Origin of the sequence: Bhargavaea beijingensis, from assembly GCF_900101985.1 — a bacterium.
Classification (GTDB): Bacteria; Bacillota; Bacilli; order Bacillales_A; family Planococcaceae; genus Bhargavaea; species Bhargavaea beijingensis.
This window is the reverse complement of record NZ_FNAR01000019.1, coordinates 32908-50594: the sequence shown is the minus strand read 5'-3', so window position 1 is coordinate 50594 and position 17687 is coordinate 32908. Positions and strand designations below refer to the sequence as shown.

Below are 17687 nucleotides of genomic sequence, written 5' to 3'. Positions count from 1 at the left end.
CCGGTAGAATATCTGTTCAAATAGATCCGTGTCCTTGAAACGTCGTTCGTAGTTCTTGCCGAAAGTCGAAAAATGAGGCACCTTATCATAGAATCCGAAGCCAAGGAACCATCGGTAAGCCAAGTTCGTATGGACCTCTTCGATGGTCCGACGCATCGAACGGATGCCAAAGGTGTATTGGAGAAATGGCAGTTTGATGAGAACAACCGGATCGATGCTGGGACGGCCACGGTCCGAATACAGATCCTCTACAAGATCATAAATGAACGAAAAGTCGATGGCCTTCTCGAGTTTCCTGACCAGATGGTCCTCCGGGACCGTATCATGTATTTGTTTTCCGGACTGATTGGGTTGTCATTGGTCGGCATGTTCCTGGAATCATGGAGGCTCATTCTTTATCCGTATCTGGTTGTCATCGGTGTGGCCATTACGGTGGGAATGTGGAATGTAGTCAAAAAAAGGCCGGGAATGCTCTGGGTTCCGATCCTGATTGCCGGAGGCTATCTCGCGTTGTTTATCATTCTGGACGTCATTACACGGAATGACCCGGCTGGAGGGAGCTCCTATGTTCTGGGCATGACTCCGGGTCTTGCGATTTATCTGCTCGGCATCCTGCCGTTGGCCGTCCTTGCCTCTCTGATTTATGCCCTGATCTTTGATCCGGGTGACGTGGCGGAGATGGAACAAGAATTCAGGACAGGGGAGGCTGCTGAATGAACGTCACGATCATCGGCATTGTTGCGTTCTATCTGGTCATCTGTATTCTGATCGGTGTATGGGCTACACGAAGGACAAAATCAGCCAGTGATTTTCTTGTGGCAGGCAGGAGCCTCGGCATGTTCGTCATGGCCATTGCAGCGTTCACGTCCATACAAAGCGGCTTCGGCCTTCTAGGAGGGGCCGGACAGACCTTTACAGGGGGGATGGGCTTTGCCGCAGGTGTCCTCATTGCAGCTCCGCTCGGCTTTGCCCTGACCTGGTTCCTGGTCGGCAAGCGGATCTGGATGATGGGTGAGCACGGGGATGTTTTCACTCTCGGAGACGTGGTGGAGAAACGCTACAACAGCCGCTCCGTCCGCGGATGGCTCGGCTTCGCGATCACGCTCGGTGTCATCGGGTATCTTGGCACGCAAGTGCAGGCGATGGGTGTCATCATGCATTCGATTTTTGGCGTCTCACCGGCAGTCGGGGCACTGATCGGTCTCGGGATTCTTGCTTTCTACTCGGTCGGCGGAGGGATTATCGCTTCCGTTTATACCGACCTGTTCCAAGGTGTCATCATGATTGTCGTTTCAATCATCATTTTCTTTTTCGCATTGAACCTCGGCGGCGGTATGCAGAACATCACGGAAACGTTACAGTCATCCGACCCGCTCCTTGCTTCTCCCTTCGGCAATTTTCCGTTGATTACGATTGCATGCTGGTTCCTCCTGTTCAGCCTGGGTGCGGCAGGACAGCCCCACTTCATCAATAAGTTCCTGATGATCAAGAGCGCGAAGGAACTTCGCTGGGGTGCGTTTACCGCCGGACTGGCTTATGCGATTACCGTGCTTCTCGTTGTCAGCATCGGACTGACTGCTCGCTCGCTTCAGATCCAGGGCCGGTTCCCGGAAGTTGCATCCGCAGATGATTCACTGGTCGTCTTTGTCACGGCGTATACGCCTTCCATCATTGGCGGTCTCGTACTTGCAGGACTACTCGCCGCAATCATGTCCACCGGTTCAGGTTTTGTCACGCTTGGTGCAGCGAGTCTTGTCCGGGATATCCCGCGGGCATTCGGAAAGGAAGTCAAAAATGAGCTGCTCTGGAACCGGATTGTCGTACTGGCTCTGCTCGTCGTGTCCACGCTGTTTTCTTTCTATATGGATACGCTCGTTGCGCTGCTTGGAGTTTTCGGCTGGGGAACCTTCGCGGCAGCCGTATTCCCTGCAGTCGTGCTCGGTCTGGTCTGGAAGCGGGCGACAAAACAGGGGGCGGTCACGAGCATCATTCTTGGGGTATTCCTGAACTTCACTTTTGAAATCCTCAAAAAGTATGGCATCAGTGTGCTTCCCGAAGGCGTCGTGGTGGGAGCCATCTCTCTTGTCATTTCGATCATCGGCTTTGTTTTGGTCTCGCTTCTGACACAAACTCAGGAAACAGCTGAAGTGGAACAGCCTCCGCTGAAGGCGATGGAAGGCTGAGGACTAACGGATAGGAGGGACCGCACATGGAAGTCGGATATTTGCTGGACCGGGTGGAATCCCGTCTGCAGACGCTCAAGCCTGACCAGGATGCCCTGGCGCTTGAAACCGGGGAAACCTGGACATACGGAAAGCTCAACGAGACCACCAACCGGTATGCCAATGCATTACTGGACAAAGGTGTCCGCAAAGGAGATCGCGTCGGTATTCTGCTGTTCAATTCGCTGGAGTACTTTGCCGTCTATTTTGCGGTTGCCAAGATCGGCGGGATTGCAGTCAGGATCAATTTCCGTCTGGAGACAGAGGAGCTGGCGTATATCCTGAACGACTCCGGTTCAAAGGTGCTTTGTTTTGACGCGTCACTGGCAGAACGGCTGGAGCCGATCAGAGGCTGTACTCCCGTAGAGACGTTCATTTGCTATGACAGGAACGCCGATAAGGTGCCGGACTGGGCGGAAAGCTGGGAAGTCCTTGGAGAAGGGGACAAGATGCTGGACCGGCGTCCTGAAATTGAGGAAACCGATCCGGTCATGCTGATGTACACGTCCGGAACGACCGGCCGGCCGAAGGGCGCGCTTTGGACACACAGGAACACCATCTGGTTCGCTGCGATGCAGTCGCTGAAATGGAACTTTGACGGCAACACGGTCGGCATGACGACGGGACCCCTTTACCATGTCGGGGCGATGGAAGACGTGGCGCTGGCCGTCCTGCTGTCCGGCGGGACGGTCGTGATCTCCCGGAGCGGGAACTTCGAAATCAGGCGGACACTTGAGGTGATCAAAGAAAAGCAGGTGTCGGATATTTTCCTGTTTCCGTTCATGATCTATGAAATGCTGAAACTGAGTGATATTGAATCGTACCGGCTGGATTCCCTGCAGAGAATTTATTCGGGAGGCGACCCGATCATTTCCTGGGCAATTGACCGGCTTCACGAGCTATTCCCGCATATCGGGCTCATTCAGGTATACGGCCTGACGGAAGGAACGCCGATTGCCGTTTCACTCGATCCGTCGGATGCAGCAACCAAAGGCTACACCGCCGGCAAACCGATGCCGTTCACCGAGGTGAAGGTGGTCGATGACGAGGGCCGCACGCTCTCTGCCGGAAAGATCGGTGAAATCTGCACAAAGGGCCCGGCTGTCGTCTCGGAATACTGGAACAAAGCGGAAGCCAACGCCAAGACGTTCGTGGATGGCTGGTGCCATACGGGAGACCTGGGGGTCATTGATGCAGAGGGGTACCTGACAATATCCGGGCGCAAAAAAGACATGATCCGGAGCGGCGGGGAAAACATCTATCCGGTGGAAGTGGAAGATGTGCTCATCCGGCATGACGCCGTCCAGGACGTTGCCGTCATTGGAATCCCGGATCCGAAATTCATCGAGACGGTCTGTGCAGTCATCGTGAAGAAGCCCGGCCGGTCCGTTTCGGAAAAGGAACTCCTTGAGTTCGCCGGAGGCAAGCTGGCACGATACAAAAAACCGCGTTCTTTTGTTTTCCTGGATGAGCTGCCGAGGACTGCATCGGGCAAGGTGCAAAAGTTCCGGCTGAGGGACCAGTACAAGCACTTGCATGAACCGCAAGTGAATTCCTGAAGGGAGAGAATGGGATGTTTAATAAACATTATGACGAAGTGGAAGTCGGGGAAGAATGGGTGTCTGGCGGCCGTACGATCACCGAGGCGGACATCGTGAACTTTGCCGGTGTGAGCGGAGATTTCTATCCGCTCCACATGGACCGCGAATATGCCGGGAATACCCCATTCGGAAAGCCAATCGCACATGGCATGCTCGTTCTGTCCATTGCGACCGGCCTGATGAATTTCACGCCGGGGATCATCGCCGCATTTTACGGAATGGACAATATCCGATTTGTCCGCCCGACATTCATCGGCGACACCATTAAAGTCAGGATGAAAGCCGACGACAAGCAGGAGCGGAAAAATGGCACTGGGGTCATCGCCTGCAAGACGGAGATCGTCAACCAGAATGACGAGACGGTCATTGCGGGCACATTCAGAATGCTGGTCAACCAGGCGCCTGTAGGGGCGGAAGTGTAATGAGTTGAGGGCCGTCCGGAACGGTCCTCTTTTTTGGCGTGAAGGCCGATGTTCAGGCCGGAAAAACACACTTCACTCTGTTAATTTCCAAAAATCCTGTTTTTATCGGTTTTTTGTCTGGTTTTATGGGAATATTGTATGAAACGGGAGGGGATGTGGTTGGAAACCTTGAAAACCATCGATGAATTTGTAGCGGCGGCGATGGGATTCGATGCGGAGGTGCATCCGGGAAACCTGTTCGTGAGCCAGTCGCCTGAAAACGGGTTCGGGGCGGAAGAAGTGCTGATGGGTGATGAGGACTCGGTCAGGAAACAGGTCATGCAGGTGTTTGAAGTCTTGCTCGAAACCGAGCGGGGTTCGTACTATTTCCATTATCCGTTCAGTGATCCGGCCGAGATTGAAGAGATTGTGGCCAAGCTTGGAGCCTGTCTATGAACGCTTCCCGAAACTTGTTTTGCCGAGTGAAGAGATGGCCGAAAAGATTGCAGTTGCATAAACGAAAACTGACCGGTACCGGGCGGGTGCCGGTTTTTTCGTGCATCCGTTTAAACGGTTCGATTGCCTTTACTCCATTTGCAAAAAGTTGCGCCGGAAGTGTCTCTTCCGTGCAATCAAACGGATTCTGCGGGCATACCAGCAAAAAAACGGCTGTTATTGAATATTTCCGCGGACATATTTTTGTGAAATAAATATTTTGTGCAAAAGTATTTCAATCTGTCTGAAAATATGTATAATAAGGTCATTATTTCTTTTTCATGAGTATACGATATATCGCGTACCTTGAATATCGAGGAGGAAGATGTTTGATGGAGAACATGCAGATCAGCATCAATGAAAGCCAAAAACGCAAAGCCAAGCCATCCACGGACGGCATTGCTTTCGGGCGCAACTTCACAGACCATATGTTCATCGCGGATTACACGGAGGGGATTGGCTGGCACGATCACCGGATCGTCCCGTACGAGCCGATTACGCTCGATCCGTCCGCGATCATCTTCCATTACGGACAGACCGTATTCGAAGGCCTGAAAGCATACCGTGCTAAAGACGGCGCGATCCGACTTTTCCGGCCGGAAGAAAACTTCCGCCGGATGAATGAATCTTGCGACCGTCTGTGCATGCCTCAGATCAATGAGGAACATGCGCTGGAAGCCCTAAAGACGCTCATCAAGATTGACAGGGACTGGGTGCCTGAAGCCGAGGGAACCTCCCTCTACATCCGCCCCTACATGATTGCGACCGAGCCTCATCTCGGTGTCGCGCCATCGCTCACGTATCAGTTCATCATCATCCTGTCTCCGGTCGGGATGTACTACAAGGAAGGGATCGCTCCCGTAAAAATCCTTGTCGAGAACGAATTCGTCCGTGCGGTGGCAGGCGGCACAGGCGCGGCGAAAACGGCAGGCAACTACGCCGCTTCACTCAAGGCGCAAGCAGTGGCGGAGAAGATGGGTTATTCCCAAGTGCTCTGGCTCGATGGCGTGGAAAAGAAATACGTCGAGGAAGTCGGCAGCATGAACGTCTTCTTTAAAATTGGCGGCGAAGTCATCACACCGGCGCTAAACGGCAGCATCCTCGGCGGCATCACGCGCAAGTCGATCATTGAGATGCTGAAGCACTGGGGCATTCCGGTGACCGAGCGCCGGATCTCGATGCAGGAAATCAAAACCGCCCAGCAGGAAGGACGCCTGAAGGAAGCATTCGGTACCGGAACAGCGGCCGTGATTTCTCCGATCGGCGAATTCAGCTGGAAAGGGGAAGCCTTCACCATCAACGGCGGCCAGGCCGGCGAACTGTCGTCCAAACTTTATGAAGAGCTGACCGGGCTCCAGAGCGGCTTAAAAGAAGATCCGTTCAACTGGGTCACGGAAATCCGTGAAGAAGCGGCCGTCCGCAATTAATCATTAAAAAGCTCCCCCTGCGGGAGCTTTTTGTAATGCGCCTGATCGGAAAGGCCGGTGTTGCTTAACACTCAAAGAGGATTGCTTAACATTCGAACCGGTTTACTTAACACTCAAAGAAAAAAGCTTAACATTCACGAATAAAGAGAAGATCGGTTGTTTGCACGGCTGACCAGCATCGGCAAGAAGATCTCGACTTCTTCGCCGGAATCTGCCGGATAATAAACTTCGATGATCCGTTTTTCTGTGTCCATCTGATGCCCGTTGCAGGCTGCCCAACTCAGCAAATCAGTGTGTAACTGATTTAGGCCTTCCATCTTTCCTCTTGCCGTGGCGTAATCCCCCTCAATTTCACAATAACTCATTCCGAGGGGCACGTTCCGTGCGGGACCTTCCACCATCAGGCCCACGCAAAATTCTCCTTCCGGTTGGTCAACGCTTTTCTTAGGCTCGAATATAGCGATTTCAGTAACTGCTGCCGGCCCGATTTCCCCCGACCGCGACATGACTTCGCGGGCGACGCCCGGAACAATCGCGCCAAATTCCTCAAATGCCCCTTTCCCTTTAATGCCCACCAACCTAAATGTCCTTTTGACCATCCTGCCTTTCATTTGCCGCCTCCTTCGTCCGTCACTTATAGTAGTTCTGCACATCACCGGCCGATTCCTATCAAAACCGTTTTTGTTCGGGTCAAAAAGGGCATAATAGTATAGACAACAGACGGAGGGGTCATCATGAACACATTGGAAAATAAGATGCTTGTAAAGGAAGACTTCAGCACCAGGAAGGATCTCCCTGAATGGCTGCTGCGTGAATATGATACATTCCGGAAAACGGTGACGAACAAAACGTTTCCTTGCTACTTCGGGATGGCTGCAGAACTTGGCGGGGAGTTGCGGTATGCCTATATTGAGAGGGAGGACTGGTCCAACCTGCCGCAGGCACTGACGGAATTCCTGAAGCTTTTCGAAAAACCGAAGCACAAGAGACATGGATTCTTTGTGTTTGTTGAACCGTTTGAGGAAGAGGGCACGCTGGAAGATTACCGGAAAGAGTTTTGGGAGATCCTCCAGTACTTGCACGAACAGGACCCGGTGGAATGGCCGGAGGATGCACCGAAGGATCCGGACCATCATCTGTGGGATTTCCGCTTTGGCGGAGAACCGATTTTCGTCTTCGGCAATGCACCGGCCTATAAGCAGCGGAAGACGCGCGACCTCGGCAATGCGATGGTTCTCGGATTCCAGCCCAGGAAAATCTTCAAGGGGCTGGAAGGGACCGAGCCCGGCGGCATCAATTCACGTGAAAAAGTCCGCGAGCGTGTTGAGAAATGGGACAACCTGCCGAAGCACCCGGACATCAGCCACTTCGGTGATCCCACACACAACGAATGGAAACAGTTCTTCATCGGCGACGATGCGATTCCGATCGAAGGCAAGTGCCCGTTCAGGCATAAGGACATGGACTGAAACGCCTTGCAACGCAAAACGCCTCCCGTCACCGGGAGGCGTTCACTTATGCTTCAAAGGCAACCAGGTCGTCGCGGACCACTTTCTTGTATCCGACAATTTCCTGGATTTCATCGCCGTCGATCGTTTCTTTTGTCATGAGCGCATCGACGAGCCGTGCGTATTCGGCCGGGTGGCTCTTGATGAGCAACTCGGCCATCTCAAGCGCTTCGTTGAACAGTTCCTGCATGCGCGCTTCTTTTTCGTTATTGTTGAACGTGAGTTGGAACCCTTCTTGAAGAAGGCCGGTGTCCACCATTTCCTCGAGCAGATGCTTTGCCTGCTGGACGTCGCCGCCGACGCCGATGCTGTGCTCGCCGAGGTGGATCCGTTCGGCGACGCCGCCCGCGAGAATCATCGCGACGCGGTCAAGCTGCTCGCTCACGGTCGAAAGATGCAGTTCCTTCTGCAGCGGCGCAACGTAGCCGAGGGCCATGCCGCGGGGAATGATGGTCGCTTTCCGGACGGAGCCCGGGTTCGTAAGTGCCTGGACAAGTGCATGTCCGGCTTCGTGGATGGCGACACGGCGCTTTGTTCGGGGGTCGTTCAGCGAGCGGGCAGTGCTGCCGAGAATGGTGCGGTCGATCGCAAAGTCAAGGTCCGGCTTCGCGATTTCGGTCCGGCCGTCCCGCAGTGCCCGCCGGCTCGCCATCTCGAAGAGGGAGCTCAGCTCGGCGCCGGAAAAGCCGGATGTGCTTTCCGCCAGCGCGTCAAATGATGCGGCGACTTCCGGAGCGAAAACTTTGCCTTTTGTATGGATGTCGATGATTTCACGGCGTCCTTGGGTGTCCGGAAGCGGAACCTGGAACTCGAAGTCGATCCTTCCCGGACGCACGAACGCATCATCCAGCATGTCTTTCCGGTTCGTCGCCGCGATAAATAGGATGCCGTCGTTGTCGTTGCCGCCGTCCAGTTGGACCAGAAGTTCGGTAAGGGTCTTTTCCGATTCCTCGCCGCCGTGCTGCTTCCGTTTTCCGGCAAGCGCATCGACCTCATCGATGAAGATGACGGCCGGCCGCTGTTTGCGGGCGTTCTGGAAAAGGGTGCGGACGCGGGAAGCCCCGACGCCGACGAACATTTCGGTGAATGCCGCACCGCTTGAGGAAAAGAAGGTCGCCCCGATTTCCCGGGCAATGGCCTGTGCAAGGAGCGTTTTCCCGGTGCCCGGAGGCCCGTAGAGCAAGATGCCCCGTGGAGGCGTCAAACCGACTTCTTCAGCGGCCTTCGGATCCTTCAGGACTGCAAGCGCCTGTCCGATTTCGTCTTTCATCTCATCCGGGATGCCGCCGATATCGTCAAGTGTGACATCCGGGAGCGGAGCAGCCTTTGCCGCACTCTGCTTCATCGAGGAAGCTGTGCCGAGCTTACCCTTTCGGTAAAGGATGAAAAACGTTGCCGCGATCACGCCTAAAATCCCGGCGAGGAGCAGCCGGTCTGCTGTGCTTTGCTTGGAGTACTCATAATTTACCGCGTGATTGACAACCAGCTGTTCGACGCTCTGGCTGTTTGGCGGCACGTTCGTGCGATACGTGCCGTCCGGCGTCTTGAGTGTCAGTGTTCCGGAAGCCGATTCGGTGAGAGTCATCGCGCCGGCGTCAGTTTGGACCAGTTCCTGGATTTTTGCGAACGGGACCTCGGCCGGCCGGGTGCTGTTATACCAAAACCACCCGGCACCACCGACCGTCGTGACGAGTAGCAATACGACAAGAAACACTTTGGTAGGTAGTTTGGAAATCGGCTTCAAGACCGTCAACTCCTAAGTCAGAATAAGCCCATTATAGCGGATTTCCTTGTTTGTTTGTAGGGGAAAGCGTTGAGTGATATCTTACAATTTATTGTCGATGGAAATAGAATGGTACGCATTAAAGAATGAACATTCATTCATTTTTCCTTGACAGTCGTTCTCCGGAAGTTGAAAATGAAGGAAGAGTCAATGTTTTCAATCGATTGTAAAGGGGTGGGGGATATGCTGAAACTGCCGGTGATCGTGGCGCCGATGTTTTTGGTGTCCAATCCGGAAATGGTGATCGAATCGGGGAAGGCGGGCGTCATCGGGACGTTCCCGCTGCTGAATGCGAGGCCGGTCTCAAAGTGCGCGGAATGGCTGCATCAAGTAAAGGTTGGACTGGGCGACATGCCTTGGGGAGTCAACTTCATCTGCCACAAAAAAGCGAATCAGCGTTATGGGGATGACTTGGAACTGATCAGGGAATACGAACCGCCGATCGTCATCACCTCCCTCGGCCATCCGGGAGAGGTTGTGGAAGTGGTTCACGCTTACGGCGGCAAGGTTTATTCGGATGTCGCGAACGTCAGGCATGCGAGCAAAGCGGCCCAGACTGGCGTTGACGGCCTGATTCTCGTCTGCGCGGGCGCAGGAGGGCATGGTGGCCTGCTGAATCCGTTTGCTTTTGTCTCGGCGGTGAAAAAGTTCTACGACGGGACAATCATCCTTTCCGGGGCGATGTCCTCGGGAGCGGACGTGGCAGCGGCACGGGCCATGGGTGCGGATTACGCCTATCTCGGCACCCGTTTCCTCGCAGCGGAGGAAAGCGGTGCGTTCGAAGACTACAAGCAGATGGTGATCGATTCAACGGTGGCGGACATCATTTACACTGATGCCATCAGCGGAGTGCCGGCCAACTTCCTGACGCCTTCTCTGGTTAAGCAGGGGCTTGACCCGGAAAACCTGAAGGGGACCTCGGGCAAGCTCGATTTTTCCGGTGAAGACGAGATCAAGGCCTGGCGGGATGCCTGGTCGGCCGGACAGGGAGTCACCAACGTCACCGAGCGTGAAACCGTCGCCGAAATTGTGGAGAAGCTTGCGGATGAATACGAAACAACAATCGCCAGGCTATCGGAAGACCGGAGCGGGATTGTTCATTAAGGCAAAAGGAGCACCGGCAGATGCTGGTGCTTTTTGATGGGGATTTTTTTGGTGTGCCGGGCAGCGGGGTGGACGGGAAATGGAGGCGGACAGGAATTCAGGAGGTGCGGTCGCGAATTCGGGAGTTGCGGCCGTAAAACCCGCTGTCTCCCAATCAAATAAGAGAATGGGAACCTGGGGGCCGATGCGTTATAATGAGAGTCACACTGAAGAATCGGGGGATCGTCATGGACCGGATCATGCTGATCGGGCCGGGCGGAGCGGGTAAATCAACGCTTGCCCGGGAACTGGGGGAACGGCTCGGCACCACCGTCCTTCATCTGGATGCGCTTCTGTGGAAGCCGGGGTGGAAGCTTACGACACGGGATGAACAAAAGGAGATTCAACGGGACCTCTTTGACGGGGACCGCTGGATTGTTGACGGCAACTACGGAGCAACGATGGATCTTCGGCTGCAGGCTGCCGATACGGTCATTTTCATGGATATGCCGAGGCGCGTCTGCATGTATGGAATCATCCGACGCCGGATCCGGTATCACGGAAAAACCAGGCCGGACATGCAGAAGGACTGCCCGGAACGACTCGATTTTGAATTTGTCAAATGGGTCTGGAATTATCGGAAATATAAAAGGCCGGGAGTTCTCAAAAAACTGGAGAGCCTCGGTCCTGACAAACAAGTGATGATATTGAAAAGCAGAAAGGACGTCCGCCGGTTTCTTGAGGAAATCGGGCGGCGTCCTTCATGATTGGAGTGTCAACCATGCTTGAGCAGGCGCATGAACAACTGAAAACGTATTTTGGCTATCCGTCTTTCCGGCCGGGACAGGAGAGGGTGATCGGGCAGGTGCTGACCGCCGAGGACACCCTGTGTGTGATGCCGACCGGCGGCGGGAAGTCGGTGTGCTACCAGATTCCTGCGCTCGTCAGGGAAGGCACGACACTCGTCATCTCCCCGCTCATCTCGCTGATGAAAGACCAGGTCGATGCACTGAATGAAATCGGCATCCCTGCGGCCTATATTAATAGCACGCTGTCGCTCGATGAATTCCGCTATACGATGGAGCGGGCAAGGGCGGGGGCCTATAAACTTCTATATGTTGCGCCGGAGCGATTCGAGTCTGACTTCTTTCTCCAGGACCTGGTCCGGATGGATATCCCGATGGTGGCGGTTGACGAGGCGCACTGCATCTCGCAGTGGGGCCATGATTTCCGCCCGAGCTATCGGCTGATCGGCAGTGTTGTCGAAGCGCTGCCCGAGCGGCCGGTGATCCTCGCGCTGACCGCCACGGCAACTCCCGAAGTACGGGCGGACATCTGCCGGCAGCTGAATATACCGGAGGCCAATACGGTTCTGACCGGATTTGAGCGCGAAAACCTTTCCTTCTCAGTTGTCCGGGGACAGGACCGCGGCAAATTCGTCAAAGATTTCCTGAAGAAAAACCAGGAAGAAGCCGGAATCATTTATGCGGCTACACGCAAAACCGTGGATTCCCTATATGAAAACATGAAAAAAGCGGGACTGCCGGTGGCACGATACCATGCCGGGCTTTCTGAGGAAGAGCGGCGGGATGCGCAGGATGCGTTCCTGACTGACGAGGCGCGGATCATGGTCGCGACAAACGCATTCGGCATGGGCATCGACAAGTCCAATATCCGCTATTGCATCCATTACCAGGTTCCGAAAAACATGGAAAGCTATTATCAGGAGGCCGGGCGTGCCGGACGGGACGGATTGCCGAGCGAATGTATCCTGCTGTATTCTCCGCAGGACGTTCAGACGCAGCGTTTTCTGATTGACCAGACGGACGACCGTGACGGCATCCCGCGCGAGCTTGAAAAGCTGCAGTCAATGGTGGACTACTGCCATACCGAAGACTGCCTACAGCAGTACATCGTGCGTCACTTCGGAGATTCGGGTACTGACAAATGCGGCCGCTGCGGAAACTGCACCGATGACCGGGAACAGATCGATGTGACGGAAGATGCCCAGAAAGTGCTTTCCTGCATCATCCGGATGGGCCAGCGGTGGGGCAAGGCCATCACAGCCAAGGTGCTCTGCGGATCTGCAGACAAGATGGTAAAGGAGAGAGGCTTCGAAGAATTGTCGACCTACGGCATCCTGAAGGGCGACTACAGCATGAAGGAAGCGACGAACCTGATTGATTTCATGATTTCACGCGACCTGATCGGGGTGAGCCAGGGAGAGTTTCCGACCATCTTCGTCACTGCGATAGGCAAAGAAGTCTTGACGGGTGGCGAACGTGTCACGCGCAAGCAGGCAGTCGTGACCGTTGCAATTGGCGATGCCGATCCTCTTTTCGAAAAGCTGCGTGATCTGCGGAAGTCTCTTGCCGATGAAGCGGGGGTTCCGCCGTATGTCATCTTCTCGGACAAGTCGCTGAAGGACATGTGCGCCCGGAAGCCTGTTGATGAGGATAGTTTCCTCGAAGTCCACGGCGTCGGGGAAAACAAACTGGCGAAGTACGGGGACCCGTTCTTGGAAGCAATCCGTGAATTTGCCGGTACAGAGGTTTGAGGAGGTAAGCCGGAAGGTCAGCCCTGTATCAACCTTCAACCGGAGATTCTTTTCTGATTGCCGCGAATCTGAGGAATACCGAGGTCCGGAAAGACCTCATCATAACCGTACAACACTACAAAGAAACCCGTACAGGTAAAAAAACCTGTACGGGTTTTGGCATTTAAAAGATATGCTGGAAAAACGATCTGACGACATCAGCCCCTCCGATGAAGGTGCCGAGCGAACTGCCGATGTTGCCGAGGACGACGACGAGCAGGACACGTGTGGCTTTGTTCTCCCAGAAGCCCTTCACGCTCAACACATCATCCGCGAGCTTTTGAAAATCCTTTACGCTTGGGCGGGTGAAGTAGGCCTGTACGAGCCCCGAAAACCATCCGACGGCGAGCAGCGGGTTTAGGGAAGTGAACGGCGCCGCGATAAAAGCGGTCAGAACGGCAAGCGGATGCCCTTTTGCAAGGATCGTTCCGAGTGCCGCAAGGGAACCGTTCCACAGCAGCCAGCTGAGCATCTGGCTCGTGGCGACATCGCTGTTTTGCAGGAATGTGTAGGCGATGATCCCGATGATCAGGAGCGGGATCGCCCAGCCGACAACTTTCGGCCAAACCGGTTTTGGCGGTTTTTCGGTCAGTTTTTTCAGATCATGTTTTCGGTGAATCTCTTTTGTGATCCCGGGGACGTGTGCCGCCCCAAGCACGGCGACGATCTTCTTGCCCGGTGCAGTACGGATTTTCTCGGCCAGGTACTGATCGCGCTCGTCAATGAGCGGAGTTTTCAGCCGGGGAAACGCTTCAGTGAATTCGGCCAGGACCGCATTCAGTGTGTCCTGTGATTTCATTTTTTCCATTTCTTCTTCGGTGATGTCTTCACGGCTGAAGATGCCGGCAATGACCGAGGTGAGCAGTTGGGCCTTGCCGCCTGGGCCAAGGTTGCCCCAGATGCGGGAAAACGTGGTCTGGATGTTGCGGTCGGCAAGGACGAGTTTGGCGCCGGTTTCCTTCGCGGATTCGATTCCCTGGATCATCTCCGCGCCCGGTTTGACGTCGAACTGCTTCGCCATCCGGTTCTGGAAAGAGGAGATGGCCAGGTTCATCAGAAGAAGCGTCGCTTTCTTTTCCTTGATGACCTTGAAGATGTCCATGTCCTCCCAGCGGTTGCCGTTCGTGATGGCATCAAAACGCTGTTTGTCCAGCTCGACCGCAACGGTGTCGGGCTGTTCCCGGTCGATGACGTCTTTTACTTGCCGGGCGCTGAGTTTTGAAACGTGGGCCGTGCCAATCAGGATGATTTGTTTGCTATCCAGCTGGATCCGGGTAACGTTCTCCTCTTCGGGGGCGGATGCAGCCTCAAGTGGGTTGATTTGGTTTTCTTCCATATGATGATCCTTCATTTCTGTAGTGGTCATACTGTTAATGATGACGGAAGAACGGTTAAAGTTCAATATTTTGGGCAAAAGAATTGAGTAACCGGAATAAGCAGCGTATACTTATCTTGAATTCAAGATAAAAATCATTGGAGGCAACCAATATGGAAAGCTTGAAAGGAATGCACCATGTAACCGCAATTACGAGCTCAGCAGAAAAGAACTATGAGTTTTTCACATACGTGCTCGGAATGCGCCTCGTGAAAAAAACAGTAAACCAGGATGACATCAGCACGTACCACCTGTTTTTCGCGGATGATCGGGGAAGCGCAGGCACTGACATGACGTTCTTTGATTTCCAGGGGATTCCGAAGGGGACCCATGGAACTGATGAGATCCACAGAACTTCGTTCCGCGTGCCGGATGACGCGGCACTCGACTACTGGGTCAAGCGCTTTGACCGTCTTGAGATCAAGCACGACGGCATCAGGCAGCAGTTCGACCGCAACGTCCTGCCGTTCACCGATTTTGACGGCCAATTGTATCAGCTGGTTTCCGACGAAGGAGATACTGGCGTCGCGGCGGGCATTCCGTGGCAGAATGGGCCGATTCCGTTTGAATATGCCATCACGGGGCTCGGCCCGATCATCTTGCGCGTCAGCAATATCGACTATATGAAACAGGTCATGGAAAAGGCGCTCGGTTTCCGTGAAGTGGCCAAGGATGGATCTTTCTATTTGTTTGAGGTCGGGGAAGGCGGCAATGGCGCCCGGGTCATCATCGAGCACAATGCGGTTCTTCCGCGAGGGATGCAAGGATTCGGAACGATCCACCACAGTGCGTTCCGTGTTGAGGACCGCTCCGTGCTCGAAGATTGGATCAGCCATATGGAGGGCTTGGGATTCAGCACTTCCGGCTATGTGAATCGCTTCTATTTCGAGTCCCTTTATGCGCGTGTCTCGCCGGGGATTCTGTTCGAATTCGCGACAGACGGGCCGGGCTTCATGGACGACGAGCCGTATGAAACCCTCGGCGAAAAGCTCGCCCTCCCGCCATTCCTCGAACCGAAGCGGGAACAGATTGAATCCTACGTACGCCACATCGATACGAAGCGAAGCGACAAGGCAATTGAAAAAGAATATGAATAAGGGACGAAACCGGGCCGGCGCCCGGTTTTTTCTATTGGACGGATTCGCGACCGCACTCAAAGAATTCACGTCCCCCTCCATCATTTCACTGCATCCAACCCCAGTTCTGCGCCGGCATCATCAACGGCCCGTCCGCCGCATACGTTGTAAGAAACGAAGCACTGACTGGAGGCGATCAGTTGGACATCCTGGAGAAGGCAAAACGACATCGTGAAGAAGAGGACCGTCTAAAGTGGGAAGGGACATTCGCGGAATATCTGGAGATTGTCAAGGAGCGGCCGGAAGTGGCGCAGAATGCACACTCGCGTGTTTACAATATGATCAAGAGCCACGGAATCACGGAAATTGAAGGAACCCGTAGGTACGGCTTTTTCGGGGAGCAGATTTTCGGCCTCGAGGAATCGGTGGAGCGGCTCGTGGAGGAGTATTTCCATCCCGCTGCAAAGCGGCTCGATGTGCGCAAGCGGATCCTGCTTTTGATGGGACCCGTCAGCGGCGGTAAATCTACGATTGTGACTCTTTTAAAACGGGGGCTGGAGGCGTACTCGCGGACAGACGAGGGAGCGGTGTATGCCATCAAGGGCTGCCCGATGCATGAAGACCCGCTTCATCTGATCCCGATTCACCTCCGTGAAGATTTCCGCCGGGCTTACGGAATCCGGATTGAAGGGACGCTTTCGCCGCTGAATTCGATGCGGCTGGAGCGGGAATACGGCGGGCGGATCGAAGACATGCCTGTCGAGCGGATTTTCCTGTCAGAAGATAAGCGGGTCGGCATCGGAACGTTCACGCCATCCGATCCGAAATCCCAGGACATCGCGGATCTGACCGGCAGCATCGACTTCTCGACCATCGCGGAGTTCGGGTCTGAATCCGATCCGCGTGCATACCGGTTTGACGGGGAACTGAACAAGGCAAACCGGGGGCTGATGGAATTCCAGGAAATGCTGAAGCTGGATGAGAAATTCCTCTGGCATCTGCTGTCGCTCACCCAGGAAGGCAACTTCAAGGCGGGCCGGTTTGCACTCATCAGTGCCGATGAGCTGATTGTCGCCCACACGAACGAGACAGAGTACCGGTCGTTCATTGCAGATAAGAAAAACGAAGCGTTGCATTCGCGGATCATCGTTATGCCGGTGCCGTATAACCTGAAGGTGTCGGAGGAAGAGCGCATCTACCGAAAGATGATTTCCGACAGTGACATGGCCCATGTGCATATCGCACCGCATGCGCTCAGGGTGGCGGCCATCTTCTCGGTGCTCACCCGGCTGAAGCCGTCGAGGAAACAGGGCGCCGACATCGTGAAAAAGATGCGTCTCTACGACGGTGAAAACGTTGAGGGCTTCAGTGCGATTGATGTGAACGAACTCAAAAAAGAGTTTTCGGACGAAGGCATGAGCGGAATCGATCCGCGATATGTCATCAACCGAATCTCGTCCGCCATCATCCGGAAAGATGTACCGGCCATCAATGCGCTTGATGTGCTGCGTTCACTCAAAGACGGCCTGGCCGACCACGCATCAATCAGTGAAGAAGACCGGACCCGTTACATGGAGTACATCGGCATTGCACGCAGGGAATATGACGATATCGCGAAAAAGGAAGTCCAGAAGGCGTTTGTCTATTCCTATGAAGAATCCGCGAAGACGCTGATGGATAATTACCTGGATCATGTCGAGGCGTTCTGCAATAAAAACAAGTTGCGCGACCCTCTCACAGGTGAGGAACTGCCGCCGGATGAAAAACTGATGCGCTCGATCGAGGAGCAGATCGGCATCTCGGAAAACGCAAAAAAGGCATTCCGTGAAGAAATACTCATCCGGATTTCCGCCTATGCGAGAAAAGGCAAACGGTTCGACTATAACTCCCATGACCGCCTGCGGGAGGCCATCCAGAAAAAGCTGTTTGCGGACCTGAAGGACGTCGTGAAAATTACCACTTCGTCTGCGACGCCGGATGAAGCGCAGCTCAAGAAAGTCAACGAAGTCGTCGGACGGCTCATCGACGAACACGGCTACAACAGCACGTCTGCAAACGAGTTGCTCAGGTATGTCGGGAGCCTATTGAACCGATAAACTTCGGGTCCGGAATGCAATCCG

At 54.3% G+C, this 17687-nt stretch carries 15 protein-coding genes; 11 read left to right on the top strand and 4 right to left on the bottom strand.

Annotation, left to right across the window (positions count from 1 at the left end):
* A partial coding sequence (locus BLT01_RS12220; RefSeq protein WP_143020594.1) for a transposase occupies positions 1–330 on the bottom strand: 330 nt, incomplete at its 3' end.
* A gap of 383 nt (positions 331–713) precedes the next feature.
* Here BLT01_RS12220 and BLT01_RS12215 point away from each other — a divergent pair.
* From BLT01_RS12215 to BLT01_RS12195, 5 genes are all read left to right on the top strand, one after another.
* Positions 714–2183, top strand: coding sequence for a sodium:solute symporter family transporter (locus tag BLT01_RS12215; protein WP_092098169.1), 1470 nt, complete (start codon positions 714–716; stop codon positions 2181–2183).
* 26 nt (positions 2184–2209) lie between these two features.
* Positions 2210–3781 carry a class I adenylate-forming enzyme family protein gene (locus BLT01_RS12210; protein ID WP_092098167.1) on the top strand — a complete coding sequence of 524 codons (1572 nt, stop codon included), beginning with the start codon at positions 2210–2212 and terminating at the stop codon, positions 3779–3781.
* A 14-nt stretch (positions 3782–3795) separates the two neighbouring features.
* The gene (locus tag BLT01_RS12205; RefSeq protein ID WP_092098165.1) at positions 3796–4245 is read left to right on the top strand and encodes a MaoC/PaaZ C-terminal domain-containing protein; all 450 of its coding nucleotides are present in this window, start codon (positions 3796–3798) and stop codon (positions 4243–4245) included.
* A gap of 159 nt (positions 4246–4404) precedes the next feature.
* Positions 4405–4680 carry a hypothetical protein gene (locus tag BLT01_RS12200; RefSeq protein ID WP_092098163.1) on the top strand — a complete coding sequence of 92 codons (276 nt, stop codon included), beginning with the start codon at positions 4405–4407 and terminating at the stop codon, positions 4678–4680.
* A 371-nt stretch (positions 4681–5051) separates the two neighbouring features.
* Positions 5052–6146 carry a branched-chain amino acid aminotransferase gene (locus BLT01_RS12195; protein WP_092098161.1) on the top strand — a complete coding sequence of 365 codons (1095 nt, stop codon included), beginning with the start codon at positions 5052–5054 and terminating at the stop codon, positions 6144–6146.
* Between the two features lie 134 nt (positions 6147–6280).
* Here the strand turns inward: BLT01_RS12195 and BLT01_RS12190 are convergent, their stop codons facing one another.
* Positions 6281–6757: a GyrI-like domain-containing protein gene (locus BLT01_RS12190; RefSeq protein ID WP_092098159.1), complete on the bottom strand. Its 477-nt coding sequence runs from the start codon at positions 6755–6757 to the stop codon at positions 6281–6283.
* 123 nt (positions 6758–6880) lie between these two features.
* On the opposite strand from BLT01_RS12190, the gene BLT01_RS12185 reads away from it, so the two are divergent.
* Entirely contained in the window at positions 6881–7615 is a 735-nt protein-coding gene (locus BLT01_RS12185; RefSeq protein WP_092098156.1) for a YqcI/YcgG family protein, read from the top strand.
* 46 nt (positions 7616–7661) lie between these two features.
* Here the strand turns inward: BLT01_RS12185 and BLT01_RS12180 are convergent, their stop codons facing one another.
* On the bottom strand, positions 7662–9398 hold the full coding sequence (locus BLT01_RS12180) for an AAA family ATPase (RefSeq protein WP_092098154.1): 1737 nt from the start codon (positions 9396–9398) through the stop codon (positions 7662–7664).
* A gap of 222 nt (positions 9399–9620) precedes the next feature.
* Here BLT01_RS12180 and BLT01_RS12175 point away from each other — a divergent pair, with 222 nt between their 5' ends.
* The 3 genes from BLT01_RS12175 to recQ all read left to right on the top strand — a co-directional run bounded on the left by BLT01_RS12175 (position 9621) and on the right by recQ (position 13077).
* Positions 9621–10541: an NAD(P)H-dependent flavin oxidoreductase gene (locus BLT01_RS12175; RefSeq protein ID WP_092098152.1), complete on the top strand. Its 921-nt coding sequence runs from the start codon at positions 9621–9623 to the stop codon at positions 10539–10541.
* Between the two features lie 227 nt (positions 10542–10768).
* The gene (locus tag BLT01_RS12170) at positions 10769–11287 is read left to right on the top strand and encodes a DNA topology modulation protein (protein ID WP_092098178.1); all 519 of its coding nucleotides are present in this window, start codon (positions 10769–10771) and stop codon (positions 11285–11287) included.
* A gap of 14 nt (positions 11288–11301) precedes the next feature.
* Positions 11302–13077: a DNA helicase RecQ gene (gene recQ / locus BLT01_RS12165; RefSeq protein WP_092098176.1), complete on the top strand. Its 1776-nt coding sequence runs from the start codon at positions 11302–11304 to the stop codon at positions 13075–13077.
* 163 nt (positions 13078–13240) lie between these two features.
* On the opposite strand, the gene BLT01_RS12160 is transcribed toward recQ, so the two are convergent.
* Positions 13241–14452 carry a TraB/GumN family protein gene (locus BLT01_RS12160; protein ID WP_092098150.1) on the bottom strand — a complete coding sequence of 404 codons (1212 nt, stop codon included), beginning with the start codon at positions 14450–14452 and terminating at the stop codon, positions 13241–13243.
* 152 nt (positions 14453–14604) lie between these two features.
* Between BLT01_RS12160 and BLT01_RS12155 the strand changes: the two genes are divergently transcribed.
* Positions 14605–15588 (top strand): ring-cleaving dioxygenase, encoded by a 984-nt coding sequence (locus tag BLT01_RS12155; protein ID WP_092098148.1) that lies wholly within the window; start codon positions 14605–14607, stop codon positions 15586–15588.
* 179 nt (positions 15589–15767) lie between these two features.
* Positions 15768–17663, top strand: a complete 1896-nt coding sequence (locus BLT01_RS12150; protein ID WP_092098146.1) for a PrkA family serine protein kinase — start codon at positions 15768–15770, stop codon at positions 17661–17663.
* Positions 17664–17687 lie beyond the last annotated feature (24 nt).